At 69.8% G+C, this 17,279-nt stretch carries 16 protein-coding genes; 7 read left to right on the top strand and 9 right to left on the bottom strand.

Features of this window, described 5'->3' with window-relative positions; genetic code table 11:
• The first annotated feature begins 38 nt into the window (after positions 1 to 38).
• A complete protein-coding gene (locus tag AB0I18_RS02520; protein ID WP_363103501.1) occupies positions 39 to 446 on the top strand; it encodes a DUF1257 domain-containing protein in 408 nt (135 codons plus the stop codon).
• Between the two features lie 356 nt (positions 447 to 802).
• Complete coding sequence (locus tag AB0I18_RS02515; RefSeq protein ID WP_363103500.1) at positions 803 to 1,282, top strand: GNAT family N-acetyltransferase; 480 nt, start codon at positions 803 to 805, stop codon at positions 1,280 to 1,282.
• A 68-nt stretch (positions 1,283 to 1,350) separates the two neighbouring features.
• Here AB0I18_RS02515 and AB0I18_RS02510 read toward each other — a convergent pair whose 3' ends face one another.
• Positions 1,351 to 2,238: an endonuclease/exonuclease/phosphatase family protein gene (locus AB0I18_RS02510; RefSeq protein ID WP_363103499.1), complete on the bottom strand. Its 888-nt coding sequence runs from the start codon at positions 2,236 to 2,238 to the stop codon at positions 1,351 to 1,353.
• 361 nt (positions 2,239 to 2,599) lie between these two features.
• Here AB0I18_RS02510 and AB0I18_RS02505 point away from each other — a divergent pair, with 361 nt between their 5' ends.
• Positions 2,600 to 3,235: a hypothetical protein gene (locus AB0I18_RS02505; RefSeq protein WP_363103498.1), complete on the top strand. Its 636-nt coding sequence runs from the start codon at positions 2,600 to 2,602 to the stop codon at positions 3,233 to 3,235.
• 221 nt (positions 3,236 to 3,456) lie between these two features.
• On the top strand, positions 3,457 to 4,245 hold the full coding sequence (locus tag AB0I18_RS02500) for an SAM-dependent methyltransferase (RefSeq protein WP_363103497.1): 789 nt from the start codon (positions 3,457 to 3,459) through the stop codon (positions 4,243 to 4,245).
• A gap of 131 nt (positions 4,246 to 4,376) precedes the next feature.
• On the opposite strand, the gene AB0I18_RS02495 is transcribed toward AB0I18_RS02500, so the two are convergent.
• The 3 genes from AB0I18_RS02495 to AB0I18_RS02485 all read right to left on the bottom strand — a co-directional run bounded on the left by AB0I18_RS02495 (position 4,377) and on the right by AB0I18_RS02485 (position 7,097).
• Positions 4,377 to 5,906, bottom strand: coding sequence for a DEAD/DEAH box helicase (locus AB0I18_RS02495; RefSeq protein WP_363103496.1), 1,530 nt, complete (start codon positions 5,904 to 5,906; stop codon positions 4,377 to 4,379).
• Between the two features lie 240 nt (positions 5,907 to 6,146).
• A complete protein-coding gene (locus tag AB0I18_RS02490; RefSeq protein ID WP_100580096.1) occupies positions 6,147 to 6,350 on the bottom strand; it encodes a cold-shock protein in 204 nt (67 codons plus the stop codon).
• A gap of 369 nt (positions 6,351 to 6,719) precedes the next feature.
• Positions 6,720 to 7,097, bottom strand: a complete 378-nt coding sequence (locus AB0I18_RS02485) for a helix-turn-helix domain-containing protein (RefSeq protein ID WP_363103495.1) — start codon at positions 7,095 to 7,097, stop codon at positions 6,720 to 6,722.
• A 107-nt stretch (positions 7,098 to 7,204) separates the two neighbouring features.
• On the opposite strand from AB0I18_RS02485, the gene AB0I18_RS02480 reads away from it, so the two are divergent.
• Positions 7,205 to 7,570 carry a DoxX family protein gene (locus AB0I18_RS02480; protein ID WP_363103494.1) on the top strand — a complete coding sequence of 122 codons (366 nt, stop codon included), beginning with the start codon at positions 7,205 to 7,207 and terminating at the stop codon, positions 7,568 to 7,570.
• A gap of 288 nt (positions 7,571 to 7,858) precedes the next feature.
• Positions 7,859 to 8,773: a class I SAM-dependent methyltransferase gene (locus tag AB0I18_RS02475; RefSeq protein WP_363103493.1), complete on the top strand. Its 915-nt coding sequence runs from the start codon at positions 7,859 to 7,861 to the stop codon at positions 8,771 to 8,773.
• A 144-nt stretch (positions 8,774 to 8,917) separates the two neighbouring features.
• Here the strand turns inward: AB0I18_RS02475 and AB0I18_RS02470 are convergent, their stop codons facing one another.
• Positions 8,918 to 10,015, bottom strand: a complete 1,098-nt coding sequence (locus AB0I18_RS02470; protein ID WP_363103492.1) for a saccharopine dehydrogenase NADP-binding domain-containing protein — start codon at positions 10,013 to 10,015, stop codon at positions 8,918 to 8,920.
• Between the two features lie 112 nt (positions 10,016 to 10,127).
• Here AB0I18_RS02470 and AB0I18_RS02465 point away from each other — a divergent pair, with 112 nt between their 5' ends.
• Positions 10,128 to 11,051 carry an NAD(P)/FAD-dependent oxidoreductase gene (locus AB0I18_RS02465; protein WP_363103491.1) on the top strand — a complete coding sequence of 308 codons (924 nt, stop codon included), beginning with the start codon at positions 10,128 to 10,130 and terminating at the stop codon, positions 11,049 to 11,051.
• Positions 11,052 to 11,169: 118 nt separating this feature from the next.
• Here AB0I18_RS02465 and AB0I18_RS02460 read toward each other — a convergent pair whose 3' ends face one another.
• Genes AB0I18_RS02460 through AB0I18_RS02445 form a run of 4 tightly spaced genes read right to left on the bottom strand, consistent with a single transcriptional unit; the run spans position 11,170 to position 16,994 of the window.
• Positions 11,170 to 13,197, bottom strand: coding sequence for a condensation domain-containing protein (locus AB0I18_RS02460; RefSeq protein WP_363103490.1), 2,028 nt, complete (start codon positions 13,195 to 13,197; stop codon positions 11,170 to 11,172).
• A complete protein-coding gene (locus tag AB0I18_RS02455) occupies positions 13,194 to 14,630 on the bottom strand; it encodes a class I SAM-dependent methyltransferase (RefSeq protein ID WP_363103489.1) in 1,437 nt (478 codons plus the stop codon). Before AB0I18_RS02455 ends, AB0I18_RS02460 begins: the two co-directional genes overlap by 4 nt.
• The gene (locus AB0I18_RS02450) at positions 14,627 to 16,063 is read right to left on the bottom strand and encodes a class I SAM-dependent methyltransferase (protein WP_363103488.1); all 1,437 of its coding nucleotides are present in this window, start codon (positions 16,061 to 16,063) and stop codon (positions 14,627 to 14,629) included. Before AB0I18_RS02450 ends, AB0I18_RS02455 begins: the two co-directional genes overlap by 4 nt.
• On the bottom strand, positions 16,041 to 16,994 hold the full coding sequence (locus AB0I18_RS02445) for an ATP-binding cassette domain-containing protein (protein WP_363103487.1): 954 nt from the start codon (positions 16,992 to 16,994) through the stop codon (positions 16,041 to 16,043). Before AB0I18_RS02445 ends, AB0I18_RS02450 begins: the two co-directional genes overlap by 23 nt.
• Positions 16,995 to 17,279 lie beyond the last annotated feature (285 nt).

Raw genomic sequence — 17,279 nt, 5'->3', positions numbered from 1 at the left:
GGCGCCTCCCCTCCCGTCATGACATCCGAGGAGTCCTCATGTCCCACTTCACCCGTGTCCGCACCGCATTGCGCGACCCCGACCTGCTCGTCCAGGCCCTCGCCACGCTCGGGTTCACCACCGTCGAGACCCACGACACCCCGCAGACCCTCTACGGCTACCAGGGCGACGCCCGCCCCGACCGCGCCGAAGTGATCATCCGCCGCCGCCACATCGGCCGCCTCAGCAACGACATCGGCTTCCGCCGACGTGACGACGGCGCCTTCGAGGCCGTCATCAGCGAGTACGACCGGTCCCGCTACGACCAGCCATGGCTGACCCGGCTCGCCCGCGCCTACGGCCACGCCGCCGCACTGCGATACGCCGAGGACAACGGTTACGAGGTGGACTCCGACGTACTCGAGGACGACGGCCGCCGCCGCCTCGTCCTGCGCCGCTACACCTGAAGCAGCACTCACACATCACCGACCACGCCCGCATGCCGTCACCGCCGCCGTCACGAACCCTGCCAACTGGGCTTCCACTGAGGCCCCTTCGTACCCGATGCCCCTGGGGTGGACGCTCCAGCAGTAAGCCGCTCGTGTCCGCTCGCACAGTCACGTCGGCCGCCCCGTCACAAACCGCAGCTCACACCGCCCACCTTCCGCGGAGCGCCCCGCCCGGGACTGGGCGCCGAACTGCGCCGGGCCGGGCGAGCGCCCGGTGATTCGCTTCCCCACAAGCCCATTCCGCTCCCCCGTTGCTCCGTGCGCATCCCCTCGTACGGGTGACACCACCGGCCTGCCCACACCACAATGCGCGCGTGGACAACATCACCGTCCGTCCGGCCGCCCCTCATGAACTGGACGTCGTTGCCGAGCTTCGATGGCAGTGGGTTCTCGAAGAGCAGGGCGCACCTGTCACCGAGCACGAGGAGTTCGTGGAGCACTTCGTCAGCTGGGCACGAGAGAACGCATCGTCGCATCGCTGTACGGTCCTGGCCCGCGATGAGGCGATCATCGGTATGGCCTGGCTGGCCATCCTCCAGCGGGTACCGAGCCCGCGCGCTCCGCAACGGGCGTCGGGCGACCTGCAGTGCGTGTACGTCGTTCCCGGCGAGCGGGACAGTGGCCTGGGCGGCAGGCTCCTCGACGCGATCCTGATCAGTGCCAGGGAACTCGGACTCGAACGCATCACCGTGCACTCCACTCCGCGCGCGATCCCCGCCTACTCCCGCCACGGATTTGAACCTTCTCCCCGGCTGCTCCACACCCACGTCGCGCGCACCACCTCCTATCCCTGAGGACAGCAGCCATCGGCGGCGAAACGACCGCCATCGCCATTGCCTTCGCAGACAGGTGCGCTCCGCGATCAGGGCTCAAGTCTGATGCCGGCGGCGACCGGCAGGTGGTCGCTGCCGGTGGCGGGCAGAGTCCAGACGTCGGTGACGGTCGCCGAGCGAGTCATGACGTGGTCGATCCGCGCCATGGGGAAAGCCGCAGGCCAGCTGAAGGCGAAATCCCGCCCTGCCGAATTCGTCCGCGAGGTGACCGGGGCGAGTCCGCGGTCGTCCAGCGTGCTGTTGAGGTCACCCAACAGGATCACCTCGTCCAGCTTCTCGGCGGCGATGGCCGCCCCCAGCAGTTCGGCGCTCTCGTCCCGCCAACCGGAACTCAAGCCGTTCCATCGGACGCGGACCGAGGGCAAGTGGACGACGTACACCGCGATATCACCCCGTGGCGTACGTGCTCTGGACCGCACCCCACGGTTCCAGCCGTCCCCGATCCCCTCCGGCTTGATGTCCAGCGCCCGGACATCGGACAGCGGATGTTTTGACCAGAGTCCGACAGTTCCCTCGACGGCACGGTAGGGATAGCCCGGTGCCAGGGCCGTCTCGTAGACCGGCAACGCGCCGGACGTCAGCTCCTCCAGCGCGATGAAATCCGGCGCGGCCTCGATCAGGGCATCCGCTGTACCGACGGGGTCGTTGTTCTCGTCGCTGACATTGTGCTGGATCGCCGTGATGTCGTGTGCACCACGATCCTCAGCCACAAGCAGGCCACCGTAGAGGTTCCCCCAGACGCCCACGGGCAACAGCAGGGCCACCAGCGCGGTGACCGAACGCCGCAGCAGTGCCAGAACGAACAACAACGGCACGGCCAGACCGAGCCAGGGCAGAAACGTCTCCAGCAGGCTGCCGACGCGGCCCACGGTGTTGGGCACAGCGGAGTGGAACGCCAGTAGGGCCGCGGTCAGCACGGCAAGTGACGCGAGAACACGTCCACGCGCCCAAGGTGACCGGCCGGTGGCAGTCATCGACCCGGGCGCCGCACTCCCCCGCTTCACGAAGTCCCACCCATCCGTTGCCTGCGTCGGCACAAGCTGTCAGGCTGCCTTGCACTCACCTTGAAGGTTGAAAACGAGACATCGCTCGATGCAGGCAACTGGGGTCACCGGCGTGCCATCAACGCTGCCATCCCAATAGGTACGCAGACCACAGCAGTTGTGTTCGAGGCCGCAGATCTGCCGGGCAGCCTGGAACATCACGGATCATGGCCTGGATGATGCGAGTACGATCCGCCTTCAGCATCACATTGTTGTACGAGGAGAGGTAACTGCCATGTCCGAAGTCGAGTCAGTGACCACGGAACTCAAAACGCAGTACGCCGCTCAGGTAACTGCGGACCTGGAGCGCAACTCCAAGGAACAAGAACGTATCAGCGCCGAACTAGCCGTTCTTCAGGAGCAGTTGGGCGCACTGCAGCGTGATCACGCCCTGTTGGTGAACCTGCAGGAGACGCTGGGCGGAGAGCCCCTCGCGGAAGCCGGTCCGGTCTCGGACGAGAGCGTCACGCCTGTGCCCTCGGTACCGAAGCAGGCTTCGGCCGAGCCCACGCCGGCCAGGAAGAAGAAGGCCTCCGCCACCAAGCCCAAGAAGGCGGCAGCCAAGACTCCTGATACCCAGGCATCCACAACCGCGGCGACGCCCACACTCGTCGAGCTCATCCGCGACCACCTCGGTCAGCAGCCCGAACCGCGCTCCGCCGCGGAAATCACCGCCGCGTTGACCCAGGCTCATCCCGACCGTGACATCAAGCCCAAGGTCGTACGCACCACGGTGGAAGGACTCGTCGCCAAGGGCCGCGTCCACCGCACCAAGCAGGGCTCATCCGTCTTCTACACGGCATCCGGATCCGCTCCGGCCGACACTCCGGCCGACACCTCGCCGGAGCAGCAGGACACGGTCACGACCTGACGAGGCAGGCGCCCGCCGCACACCACCGCCGACGTGCCGAGGACACTGCCACCGCCGAGCGGGCGCCGCCCCGACCTATGTCGCCAGCCAGGTCTCCTTGGCGACCTCCCGCAAGACCGCAGGGCCGACATGCGCCAATTCCCTTTACCGACAAGCCAGATGCTGTGCCAGACTGCGGTGGCCGGAAGCACCGCTGATCCCTTCGCGCGCCGGAGCCCGCCATGACCGCCGACACCCCCCAGCCGCCACGGATCGACACGGGCAAGGCGCACCCCGCGAGGGTCTACGACTGGCTGCTGGGCGGCAAGGACAACTACCCCGTCGACGAGGCGGTGGGCGAGAAGCTGCCGCCCGAAGCGCGTGCTGCGGCCCGGCAGAACCGTCAGTTCATGCACCGGGCGGCCGCCTGGCTCGCCGCGCAGGGCATCGACCAGTTCCTCGACATCGGTACGGGCATCCCCACCGAGCCGAATCTGCACCAGATCGTCCAGCGGAGCGTACCGACCGCGAAGGTCGTCTACACCGACAACGACCCGATCGTGCTGCGGCACGCGGAAGCGCTGCTGATCAGCCACCCCGAGGGAGCCACGGACTACATCGAGGCCGATGTACGGCGACCGGACACGATCCTCGAACACGCCCGTGCCGTACTGGACTTCGACCGCCCGATCGCACTGTCCCTCATCGCGCTGATGCACTTCATCCCCGACGGGCAGGATGCCCACGGCATCGTTCGCAACCTGGTCGCCACCCTGCCGTCGGGCAGTCACCTCGTGCTGTCGCACGCGGCGTCCGATCTGTACCCGGAGTTGGCGGAACAGGTCACCGCGGAATACGCCAAGGGCGGCATCCAGCTCGGCTTCCGGACCCGCTCGGAGGTCAGCCGTTTCTTCGACGGCCTGGATCTGATCGATCCCGGCCTGGTCACAGCCCCGGAGTGGTTCAGGACGATCCCGGCGCCGGCGGCCGAGGACAGCGGCATCTACGCCGCAGTGGCACGCATCCCCTGACAGCCCACACCATGCCCGTCCCGCTACGCCGCGGCGCTGCCGCCGAGGCGGCAGACCCTCTGGCTTCCGGGACCGAGACCTACATGTACCAGTGCCCACAAGGCAGTTGACAGCCGACGCCGACGCTCGATCTAGGCGCCGCGACGGACCCGGGCGGCCTTGCGGGCCTCGGCCGTCTGGCGGGCCTCGGCAGACCGGCGGGACTCGCCACCGGCCCGCCCCGGGCGGGTACCCAGACCGCGGAAGGGGGCACCGCCGCGCTGAGGACGCTCCGCGACCGGTCCGCTGCCGCCGATGGGAACACCGGAGGGGGCCTGGGCGCCGGTGATGCGGCCCAGCTCGGCCTCGCCGGAGCGGACCTGCGTGATCTGCGGCCTGATGCCCGCGTCCGACAACAGACGGGTCATGTCCCGACGCTGGTTGGGCAGGACCAGCGTGACGACGCTGCCGGACTCACCGGCGCGGGCGGTACGGCCGCCGCGGTGCAGGTAGTCCTTGTGGTCGGCGGGCGGGTCGACGTTGACGACGAGGTCGAGGTCGTCGACGTGGATGCCACGGGCCGCCACGTTGGTGGCCACCAGCACCGTTACGTGGCCCGTCTTGAACTGGGCGAGCGTGCGGTTGCGCTGGGGCTGCGACTTACCGCCGTGCAGCGCCGCGGCCTTCACCCCGCTGTTCAGCAGGTGCTTGGTGAACTGGTCGACCGCGTGCTTGGTGTCCAGGAACATGAGCACCCGCCCGTCGCGGGCGGCGATCTCGGTGGCGGTGGCGTACTTGTCGGCGCCGTGCACATGCAGCACGTGGTGCTCCATCGTGGTGACCGCACCCGCCGACGGGTCGACCGAGTGGACCACCGGGTCATGGAGGTAACGACGGACCAGGAGGTCGATGTTGCGATCCAGCGTGGCCGAGAACAGCATGCGCTGGCCGTCGGGGCGTACCTGGTCGAGCAGTTCGGTGACCTGGGGCATGAAGCCCATGTCGGCCATCTGGTCGGCCTCGTCGAGGACGGTGATGTTCACCCGGTCCAGACGGCAGTCCTTGCGCTCGATGAGATCCGTGAGGCGGCCCGGAGTCGCGACAACGACCTCGGCACCGGCGCGCAGTGCGCCTGCCTGCCTGCCGATCGACATACCGCCGACCACGGTGGCCAGCTTCAACTTCAGCGCCCGGGCATACGGGGTGAGCGCGTCGGTGACCTGCTGGGCCAGCTCGCGAGTGGGGACGAGGATCAGGGCCAGCGGCTTCCGGGCCTCGGCGCGCTGTCCGGCCGTGCGGACGAGGAGCGGCAGGCCGAAGGCGAGGGTCTTGCCCGATCCGGTGCGCCCGCGGCCCAGGACGTCGCGGCCGGCGAGGGAGTTCGGCAGCGTGGCGGCCTGGATCGGGAACGGCTCGTTCATACCGAGGCTGGTGAGCAGTGACAGCAACTCGGCGGGCAGGTCCAGTTCGTCGAAGGTCGCAGCGGCGGGGAGGGCCGGGGTGATGGTGACCGGTAGCGCGAACTCCCCCTGGGGTGCGGAGGGACGGCGCCCGGGGCCGCCCGAACGGGCGCCGGGGCGACCCGAGCCCTGCGGACCGAAGCGGCCTCCCCGGTCGGAACCGGCGAAGCCGTCCTTGCGGTTCTTGGAAAAACGGTCGTTCGTGCGAGCTGAGCGGTTCATGGAGAACCTTCCTCGATATGGCACGTATCGAGGAATTCTCGGCGAACAAGAGCCGAACAAATTCAAGAACGAGCCGAATGTAAGAACAAAAACAGCCGCACCGCCGCATGAAAACACGACGCGCGGCACCAGAATTCCGTCAGTCGCCACCGGAATGGGCGACCAGTTTGAATCACTACAAGCAACAAGCTGGGGCCCCACCCGAAGGTGAGGGCCCCAGCTGCTTCGTGCGTTTCAGCGTCAGGCGGGGGTGATGTTCTCCGCCTGCGGGCCCTTCTGGCCCTGCGTGACGTCGAAGTTCACCTTCTGGCCTTCCTGGAGCTCACGGAAGCCCTGAGCGGCGATGTTCGAGTAGTGGGCGAACACGTCCGGGCCGCCACCCTCCTGCTCAATGAAGCCGAAGCCCTTTTCCGCGTTGAACCACTTGACGGTGCCAGTAGCCATGTCTCAAATCTCCTTCGGGGCGGTGCCCAGGTATTCACACTGTGTGAACTCCTATGTCGCCGCAATGAACCCCGCCCGGAAAACAGCACCGGACATACAAAAGCGCCCGACGACATGACGTCGTCTAAGGCACTTGAAGTTTACGGGAACCACAACTGCAACTACCGTCAAGCGTAGCACGGCGAACGCATCCGGTCATGGCGCCACAACATTTTTTCGCGAAGCCCCGACCGCATGCCGCGCAAATTTCTGAACCTGCGGCTACGAATATCCGCTTCGGCGGAGGGGACCGACGCCTTCAGCCGTGCGCGCTCCACTCGATGAAGCGGCGGTGCGCCGTCCGCCGGGACGCACCCGTTCACGCCGGGATCACCCGGGGCGATCACCGTAGGCGTCTCTGCTGGCCTCGATCTCCGCGATGTGCTCGATGGCCCAGCCGGCGAGCGCGAGCGCCGGCGTTATAAGGCTCTGACCGGTGGCGGTCAGCGCGTACTCGACTCGCGGCGGGACCTCCGGGTACACCGTCCGGGACACCAGGCCGTCGCGCTCCAGGTTCCGGAGCGTCAACGTCAGCATCCGCTGCGAGATCCCGGGTATCTGCCGCTGCAGGTCGGTGAAGCGCAGACGCCCCTGATCAAGGGTCACCACGATCAGCAGCGTCCACTTGTCGCAGATCCGGTCGAGCACAGCGCGGATCGTGCGCCCGCCGTCTCCTCGGATCATGCACGTGTGCTCGTACTGCGACATGACAACTCCTTGTGCCTAACGCACATATGTGTGCCTTTTGTAAGCCTCTCAATAGTGACCCATGATGAGGCAACTTACGTCCGGTAACTATCGCGCAAGGGGTCACTATGGACGTCTCTTACTGGATCGTCGCCGCGCTGCTGGCGGTGTTCTACCTCTACGCCGGAGGCAAGAAGGTCCTGCAGAGTCAGGAGCAACTCCAGCCCATGATGGGATGGGTCGATCGCGTCCCCATGCCGCTCGTCAGGCTCATCGGGACCCTGGAGGTCCTCGGCGCGGCAGGCATGATCCTGCCGCCGCTGACCGACATCGCGCCCTGGCTCGCCACCGCCGCGGCCATCGGCCTCGTCCTGATCCAGGTCGGGGGCATCGTGGTCCATGTCTCCCGCGACGAGGCCCGGCAGATCGGACTCAACATCGCCCTGCTGGTTGCCGCCGCCGCGGCCGCTTGGCTGGGGACCACCTGGCTCTGACCCGCGCACCAGGTGCCACGAGCGCACAACCGGCCACTCCCTGGGACGAGCAGGTGACGTACCGTCACATCACCTGCTGCGTAACCCTCTCGTGGCCTCTCAGTCAGTCCCCCGTTCCCCTCACGAGTGCCGTCGTTCACCATGCTTGATCTGTGGGCTGTTTATGCATTAACTGTCCTCCGAACGCGGCGCCCCCACTGTGCTCGCCCGTCGCAACAGGGCGCGCGCATCCCCTCTACCCCCCACATGTACGCAGTACTTTTCTCTACCTGTGAGGGACACAGAGCCATGCGAGCGTTACTCACCACCAAAACCGCCAGGCGCACCCTGCGTCCGATCGCCGACCTCATCGATCAGCGCATCCAGCGCCAGATCCGCCGCTCCCTCGGGGACGGCTCTGCCGGCGGACTGGGGCACGAGCTGACGGCCCTGCGCAACCGCCAGCGCCCCCTCGAGTTGCTGCTCGACGGGACAGGGCGCGGCGTGTCACGGCTTCCGGCCCAGGTCCATCTCACCCGCGCCGTCGACGAGTTGGCGCTGGTGACCGGGGACAAGGCCGGTGCGGAGCGTAATATCGCCCAGGCGTTCCGGCTGCTCATCGCCCTGGAGGCACTCGGGGTCGGCCGGATAGCCGGCGGCACCATGAACATCTGCGGCAAGCTCTCCGCCGTACCACTGCTCGACCCGCCGAACGACGAGATCCTGGAGATCGGCACCCTGTACGGAATGTTCGGGGCGGCCCTGATCCGGATGATGGAGCGCTCGGGACGCGACCCGCGCCTGACGATCGTGGACCCGCTCGCAGGCCTTCAGCTGCAGCCCGGTACCACCGAGGGAGCCGACCCCACCGGTACCCCCGTGCGCGGGGCCGCGGTGCGCACCAATCTGGCCCTGGCCGGCGCGGCCGGAGCCGCGACCCGGGTCCATCAAGGCTTCTCCGAGGACCCCGAGGTCCGCGCCCAGCTCTCCGACCGTTCCTACGGAGTGATCATCGTCGACGGCGACCACTCCGCCCCCGGCGTCGGCGCGGACCTGGAGTGGGCCGAGCAGATCGTCGCGCCCGGAGGCGTCGTCGTACTCGACGACTTCGGGCACCCCAAATGGCCCGGCATCAAAGAGGCCTTCGAAAAGCACATGGCCACGAACACCCGGCTGACGTTCCTCGGTCAGGTGGCGAACTCGGGCTATCTGCGCGCCTCTTGAGGTGCGGACTCGACGGGGTGACGCTCGACGGGGTGACGTGGGGGACAGCGGCCGGATCCGCTGGACGTGCCCCTCGCGTTCGGCCTCGGCCTGGGTGGCGGTCACCTGCCCACCGCCTCGTAGGAGAGCAGAGCAGACCGGTCGTCAAGCCATGTCCAGTTCGGCCACCTGGTCCGTCGCCAAGGACTGGGCGGTTGACGAGGGGTCGAGTACGTCCGCCGCGAAGTGGACGCCGGGCTTCACCTGACCGGCGAGGACGTGCTGAGCGGCCGTGGCAGCCAGAAAGCCGCTGAGTTCGTAGGAGTCCTCGGCGCGGAGGGTGAGGGTGAGGGTGGGCGGGCCGTCATCTGTGCCGTCCGTCCCGTCCCACAGCCGGAACTCCTGCCCGTACCAGGAGCCGTGGCGGCGTACGTCCGCGTCCGCGGCCCGGACGAGATCCGCCGTGTCCGTGGAGTCCAGGGCCCATGACATGGCCAGTTCTTCGGCCAGGTGCTCGCCGCCGAAGACCGTGTACCAGTGCACCCGGCCAATACCCGCGGTCTCGGCGAGCCGGACGGCCTCGGTGGACAAGAAGGGGAAGGCGGTGACCGGCCGGGGGAAGGCGGACAGTGTCAGGCCGCGCCGTGGTTCGAGTGCGCGGTCCTGGGCCTGTCCGTTTTCCCAGGCCGCGGAGGGGATGCCGTGTTCGGGGCCGCGGGCGAGCAGCACGTCACCCGCGGCGGCCGGCGTGAGTGCTGCCACACCGCCCAGGTATGCCTCCAGCCGGGCGGGCCGTGCGGCCCGGTCCAGCAGGACGCGGGGCAGGAGTCCGGACAGTCCGGGGAGCGCGCCGGCGGAGAGTACGGCGGTTCGGTTCGCGGCCGCCCACGCGCCGGTCCCGCCGTCCTGTGCGCTCAGCCGGGCGTGGAGGGGGTCGTCACCCGCCGCGTCCACGTAGTCCACCCCGTGGCGCAGTGCGGCCCGGGCGACCGTGTCCAGCACCCGGTAGGAGGGACCCGCGCAGTTGACGACGAGTCGGCAGCGGGTGAGGAACGAGTCCAGTGACGCGTCCCAGAGGTCAACTGCCTGTGCGCTGACGGCTGTTGGGGCCGCGTCGAGCGATGCGACGCAGGCTTCGGCGCGGGCCGGGTCCCGGCCGGCCACCAGGAGCGGGCCGATACCCGCCCGGTGCAGGCGGCGTACCACTGCGCTGCCGACGGCTCCGTAGCCGCCGAGGATGCCGATGGCCGCGGTGGAGTCCATGAGTTCGCCCTTCGTCGGGGGAAGTTGTGCACCATCACATGTAAATGAAAACTATTGTCATTAAGATAGCGGGCAGACAGTGGACCTTGATGACTCTGGGCAGAGGAGAACGATGTCGTACGACGTGGTCGTGGTCGGTGGAGGCCCCGCCGGTCTCAACGCGGCACTGGTGTCGGGCCGTCAGCGCCGGGAGGTGCTGCTCCTGGACAGCGGTGAACCGCGCAACGCACCGGCCGCCGAGATGCACATGTTCCTCAGCCGGGACGGCGCCTCCCCGGCCGAGCTGCGGCGCATAGGCCGTGAACAACTCGCCGCCTACCCGAGCGTGGAGATCCGGGAGGCGTTGGTGGTCACGGCGGCCGAGGAGGAGAACGGTTTCACACTGACGCTCTCGGACGGCACCACGGTGACGGGCCGCAAGCTGGTCCTGGCCACCGGACAGGTCGATGTCCTGGACCAGGTGGAGGGAGTCGGCGAACTCTTCGGCCGGGGCGTCTACCACTGTCCCTTCTGCCATGGCTGGGAGACCCGGGGCATGACCATCGCCGTGCTGGGCCGCGAGCTGCCGCAGATCATGCAGGCGCTGTACATCGCCGACCGGTTCAGCGACGACGTGGTGGTGTGCACCGACGGGCATGCGGTGCCCGAGCAGGCGGCGGGCAGGCTCGCCGCCGCCGGGATCGCCGTCGACGAGACCCCGGTCTCCCGGATCGAGGGCAAGGAGGGCGAACTGCGGCTGGTCATGACGGACGGCCGGGTGCTGGAGCGCCAGGCCGTCTACCACCGGGCGCCCACCAGGCAGCACTCCGCGCTCGCCGAGCAACTCGGTTGCGAGATGCTGCCCGACGGATGCATCCGCGTGAACGAGTTCCAGCGTACGAGCGTGCCCGGTGTCTACGCGGCCGGTGATGCCGCCCGCCTGGAGGTGCTGCCGGACGCGCTCACCTTTGTCATCACGGGGGCCGCCGACGGAGCGCGCGCCGCGGTCTGGCTGGACCAGGAGCTCTTCCGCGAGGACGCGGGGCTCGGCGGCTGACCCGGCCCGCGGCGGGAGCACGCATGCCCTGGTGCTCCCGCCGCGTGCGGTGATCCGGTGGCGGCCGGCCTCGCCGGTCGCGGTCATCCCTCGGTGGCCGATCCACCGGCACGTACGGTCATCCCGCGACGGCCGCTTCCCCGTCACGTACCGCATCGGCGAGACCGGCCACGGTGGGACGCTCCAGGAAACGGCGCGGCGCCACCCTCCCGACCCCCTTGCGGGACAGTGCGCCGAGCATCCGTACCGCCAGCAGCGAATCACCGCCCAGAGCGAAGAAGTCCGCCGCCCTGTCGGTCACCGCGCAGCCGAGCAACTCGGCCCAGTCCGCCGCGACGGCCCGCTCCAGGTCGTCGCGGAGGGGCCCCGGTTCGTCGCCGGACGCGTCCTGTGCCTGCGGGACCGACAGCCGTCCGCCTGGCGCCGTCCCGAAAGCGTCCGAATCCGATGCGTCCCATGCGGCGGGCAGCGTGACCGGGTCCGACCAACCCTCCTTGTCCACAAGGGATTCGACGGTGGTCACCACGTCCTGGAACATCCGGTCCACGTCCTCGGCGGCGAAGAGTTCCTCCACCAGCGAGAAGACGACGACGAGTTCACCGCGCAGTTCGAACAGCCGGACCTCCAGGGCGACTTGAGGGGTCCTCAGCTGCTGGTGGTGGCTGAGCAGATCGATCGTGCCGAGCGGTCCCGCCTCATGCGGGACCTCGCTGCCCAGCGCCGCGTCCACTCCCAAGGTGCTCTGGAAGACGACCGGGGCGACCGGACGTCGGGTACCGCGGCGGCGGCCCAGCTCCCGGGAGACCTCGACCCCGGTGACCAGGTGGTGCGCGAGAGCGTCCGAGATGGCCTGCTGGGCGCTGGTCGCCAGATCGGCGAAGACGGGGTTCTCGGGCAGCTCGACCGGCATGAGCATGGTGGACGAGAAGGCTCCCACCAGGCGGGGCACGTCCGGGTGCAGCGGCAGCCGGTTCAGCTGAAGGGTGTTGAGCAGGAAGTGCCGGTGACCGCAGGCACGGGCCACTGCGGCGGAGAACACGGCGAACATGGCGGCCGAGGGAGTGACGCCGTGCTGAGCACACTGCGCGCGTAGCGCGGCCCACCGCTCGGCGTCGAGCACGGCCTGCCGTGTGCCCATCAACGTGGGCCGGACGTCGGCCGGATCAGCCACCAGGGGCAGTGCCGGGGGTAGCGGGAAACCGTCGAGGCGGTTCCACCACCATTCACGGTCCTGGCGCCACTCCTCCGTGTCGGGGAGGTCGCGCAGGCTCGCGACGTAGTCGCCGAAGTCGACCTCCAGCGGGGCGAGTACCGCGTTGTAGTCGGAGACGAGGGCGAACAGATCCCGGTAGAACACCCCGGACGACCAGCCGTCGATGATCAGCAGGCTGGTGGAGGAGTGCAGCCGGGCGCGGTGCCCGGGGAGCAGGGTGAGCCGCATGTCGAGTCCACAGCCCGCGGCCGGGTCGGGTCCCTCGGTGCTCATCTCCTGCCGGATCGCCGCCACAGTGGTGGCGATCTCCTCCTCCCCCGCGGTGCTGAGATCGGTCACGCGCAGGCGCGGCATGGCCTCGGGGTCGTCCAGGGGGAGGATCCGCTGCCTGCCGTCGGGCAGGATGCGCGCCCGCAGCACCGACTGGTGCTCCGCCAGCCGTTCCAGTGCGTCCTGGAGTGCCTCGGCGATCTCCTCGTCGTCGATGTCCTCAAGGCCGATGTCCACATAGTGGTGGGCGGAACGGTAGGACAGCTCCCAGGCATCCTGCTGACCGACGAAGTAGCCCTGCTGGAGCGGCAGAAGCGGAAATGGCGCGTCCGGGTCCTCCCGCCGCTCGATGTCCAGAGCCAGCCTGCGGTGCAGCCCGCCCGCGGTGCCGCGCTCGTGGAGGAGCGCCGCCAGATGTGCCGCGGTGTGCTCGACGCGTACGTCCGACAGGGCGAGGTTCACTCCCACCCGCTTGCGGATCACCGCTGCCATGCGCACGGCGAGCACGGAGTCCCCGCCCAGGCTCAGGAAGCTGATGTCGGCCGGTATGGACGCGGTATCGGTCTCCAGGATGTCGGCCCAGACCTCGCGCACGGCCTCTACGAGGTCGGCCGGGGCGTCAGGTGCGGAAAGTGGGGATGCGGAGGTGGCGGCGGAGGTCAACGGCTGGCTCCAGACGTGGTGGTGGACAGTACGCGGTCCACGGTGTGGACGCGTGCGGGACGGACCGTCTCGGGCAGGTGGGCGAGCGCCCGTGCGACGCGGCCGGGGTCGGGCCGGTCGTGGCCGGCGGGCCGGGGTCGGCCCGCGACGACGTGCTGGCCGAGGGCGGTCAGGGGGTGTCCGTCGGGCGGCAGGACCGGGAGGGCCCGGAATCCGGCGGCGTCCAACTGCCGTGCCCACTCCCCCTCGGTGAGGAAGACCCGGTCCTGGCCGGCCCGTAGATCGGTGAACCAGCGTTCCTCGTCCGCCTGCGGCGACATCAGCAGGTACATCGAGGTGAGCGCCTGATAGTGCTCGCGGCAGGATTCGACGAGGACCAGCAGACCGTCCGGCACCAGCAGTTCCCGCAGGGCGGCGAGGGCACGGCCGACGTGGCGCGCGTTGTGCAGGACGTTCGCCGCGAGGATCACATCGTGGGAACCGGGGGTGAAACCCTGTGCCGAGGGGTCGCGGTTGATGTCGAACAGCGCCTGTCGCAGACCTTGTCGGGTGCCGAAGCGGGTCCGTGAGGTCTGCAGGAAGAACCGGGACACGTCGGTGAACAGGTAGTCGACCGGAGTGGCGCCAAGGGCACTCAGCACTGTTTCCGTCGTGCCGCCCACACCGGCCCCCGCCTCCAGAACGCGCAGCGGCCGGTTGCCGTTTTCCTGCGCAGCTCGTCGGAGGGCCTCGCCGGCGATCAGGTCGGCGGCGGCGTGGTTGGCCCAGCGGCTCGGCACGTTGTCGCGGTAGTTGCCTTCGGCCGTGGCTGTCTCGCCCTGGGGGAAGAGAACTTCCTGCAGGCTCGTGCGGTCCTGGAGCAGAAGGGGGAGTCGGTCGGCCGCGGCGAAGAAGAAACGTGTCATGGACTCCGGATAGCCCATGCCTCGGCATGCCTCGTCGAGGGTGCGACGGGCACGGGCATATTCGGCACGGTCGGGCGCGGTCAGATCCCGGTAGCAGTCGGAGTCCGGGTCCTGGGCCAGTCGGCCCTCCGCGGTCAGGGTGCGCAGCCAGCGCCGTACGATCCACGCGTGACGCGGTGCCGTACCCAGGGCCGCCACGATCTCGGCGGCCGGGTGCGGTGCCGGGTCGCGGAAGAGGCGGGTGCGGTCCAGCACGCGGGCCATGGTCAGCAGCGCGGTCTCGTCCAACAGGCGCATCAGGGGCGGGAGTTGCGCGAGGTCGTTGCCGTTCACTGCGGCGTCACCGGAGGCGGCGGCGCCGAGCACGGCCTGCTCGTCCCGGACGGTGCCCGTGGCGCGGTCGTCTCCCCGTTCGGCGTCGGCCGGACCGGCGACCAGCAGGGTGTCGCCCTCGCTGCCCGGCACCAGCTGCCAGGCGGCGACCTCGGGCAGCTCGGACAGGGCTTCGGCGACGTCCGCCACCCTCATCGCGTCGCCTCCGCCGATATGTCGTCCACCACGATCCGTGGCGGCACCGTGCCGGGCGCGGTACGGCGGACATGGTCACGCAGGACCTCCGGCAGCCGACGCCGTACGAACGCCGGCAGCGGCTCGTGGGCGAGGCGGCCGACCGGTGCCCGAACCGGGCCGTGGGACGCCGCGGTGGCGCGGTCGGCGGGTGCGCACACGGCGAGCATCCGGGGGTCGCCGTGGTCGAGCAGTACGGCGGCGTCCATGCCGGTCAGTGCCTGCCGCAGGTCATGCGGCGTTACGGCGTCCGCCGCGTCCGGGGCTTCTGCGAGCAGGGCGTTGGGGATGCCGTGCAGGACGACCGGACCGGACGCCAGCGCCGTGCGCAGAACCGTCCGCAGCCCTTCAGCCCCTTCGCCTCCGGGCCCTTGCCACGGCAGCCGGCGCACCTCGGACGAGTCGGGGCGGCCGGAGGCCGGGCCGACATGCAGGACGAGGTCGTACCGGTACCGGGTGAGTTCCGTGTCGTCGGCCATCGTGCGGGCGTGGACGCTCATCCGTACGGTTCGGGGCTGGCCGGCCAGGATCTCGCGCACGGCCTCGGGGGCGAACGACAGTTCCCCGTCCCCCGCCACGGCGGAGGCCACCCGCGCGGCGATGTCCGCGTCGGCCGCTTCGGGATCGCGGGCCCTCTCCAGCCGGGCGAAGTGGTCTTCGAGCAGGCCGGAGTGGCGGATGTCGCCGACGATCACCGTGCCGCCGTCCTCGACCGCGGCCAGCGCGTGGTGCAGGAACGCCGTCAGGTACACGAGGTTGGGGAAGCACTGGGTGACGGAGTTCAGCAGCACGCAGTCCGGACGCACACCGGGGCCGAACACCCGGTCCGTCGCCTCCCGGACGACGGGCGCCTGTGCCTCGTGGGCGGCCGCGCGCACGAAGGCGGTACGGGGCAGTGCGGCGGCGTGCAGCCGGTCGACCGCCACCTCGGCCACGTCGGTGCCGACATAGCCGTCCAGCCGCGTGTGCAGCCGGTGCGCCAACAGACCGGTACCGCAGCCGAGTTCCAGCAGCCGGCGGGGGCGCTGGGAGAGGACGAGGTCGACCGTGCGGTCGGCCCAGTCACGCATATGGGCGGCCGGCAGCGGCTTTCCGGTGTCGGAGGAGCGCCAGCCGGACAGGTCCAGGTCGTCGGCGTGCCGGCCCTCACCCGTCTCGTACACCCACTCGTACACCTCCGCCCAGTGCGCGAGGTGCTCGCGGACCAGGGGGCCCGGTACGGGAAGAACGGCAGTCGCGCTCGGGTGGGGTGTGACCAGCAGGACTCCGCCGGGGGCGGGGCGTGCGTCGGCCACCCAGGGGTGGCCGGCGATCAGAGCGGTGACCCGCCCTGCGTCGGTGGTCGTGTCGGTGGCGGTTTCAGTGATCGTTTCAGCGGTCGCTTCGTCGGACAACGGGAGGCTCCGTTCGGTCAGTACGGGGTTTCGCGGGCGTGGCGGACAGGTGGGCGGAATCCTCGGTCAGGCGACCGTTCCGCAGCGTCAGCACGTCATCCGCGCGGGCGGCCACGGCCGGGTCGTGGGTGACGGTCAGGATCGCGGTCCCTGTTGTACGGATCCGGTCCAGCAGGTCGAGTACGGACCGGGCGGTGCCGGGGTCGAGGGAGGCGGTGGGTTCGTCGAGCAGCAGTACGTCGGGGCGCGCGGCCAGGGCCCGGGCGAGAACGACCCGCTGCCGCTGGCCACCGGAGAGCAGGTGCGGGCGACATGCCGCAACGCCGGGAGGCAGCCCGACGGCCGCCAGCACCGCCTGCGCCTGGGCCAGGGCGGTGGCCCGGTCCAGGCCGTGCAGCACGGACAGCGGCCTGGCCACGGCCCGGCCCACGCGTTGGGCGGGGTTGAGTTCGTCGACGGCGCTCTGCCCGACGAGCTGCACGGCGCGGAGCTGGTCCCTGTTGCGGTGCCGGGTGGCGGCCGGCAACGGTTCGCCGTGCAGCAGCAGTGCCCCGGCGGCCGCGGGGCGGCGGCCGACGAGTGCGTGCAGCAACGTCGTCTTGCCGACGCCCGAGACACCGACGACGGCGGTCGCGCTGCCGGCGGGCAGGTCCAGATCGCAGTCCTCCAGCAGGACAGTCCCGTCGGGAGTGGTCAGCCCCAGGCGCCGGGCGGACAGGGTGATGAGCCGCCGGGGTGCTGTGGCGGATTGCGGTGCCGACTGCCGCTCGACGTTCTCCCTGCTCTCGGCCCCGGAAGGTGCCCTGGCGGGGCGAGGAGCCTCGCCGCCGAGGCCAACTCCAAGTGGAGGCGAGGGTGCCGCGAGATGGTCGGCGAGGTCGGCATCCAACTGCCCGGGAAGCACACGCGGCCCAGGCAGGCCTGCGTCCAACAGCGCACCGGACACGCCTGATCCGGGCCGGTCTCCGTCCAACAGCGCACGGGACACGCCCGGTTCAGGCCGGTCTCCGCCCGCCGGCGCGCAGGACACGCCTGGCCCGGACCGGTCTACGTCCAACAACGCACGGGGCACACCCGATCCGGACCGGTCCGCATCCAACAACGCACCGGACACGCCCGATTCAGGCCGGTCTCCGCCCGCCGGCGCGCAGGACACGCCTGGCCCGGACCGGTCTACGTCCAACAACGCACGGGGCACACCCGATCCGGACCGGTC

The sequence above is a fragment of the Streptomyces sp. NPDC050704 genome, assembly GCF_040654355.1.
In the GTDB taxonomy this organism is placed as follows: domain Bacteria; phylum Actinomycetota; class Actinomycetes; order Streptomycetales; family Streptomycetaceae; genus Streptomyces.
Note: the sequence above shows the minus strand (reverse complement) of the source record. Positions and strands in the feature narration are given on the sequence as shown.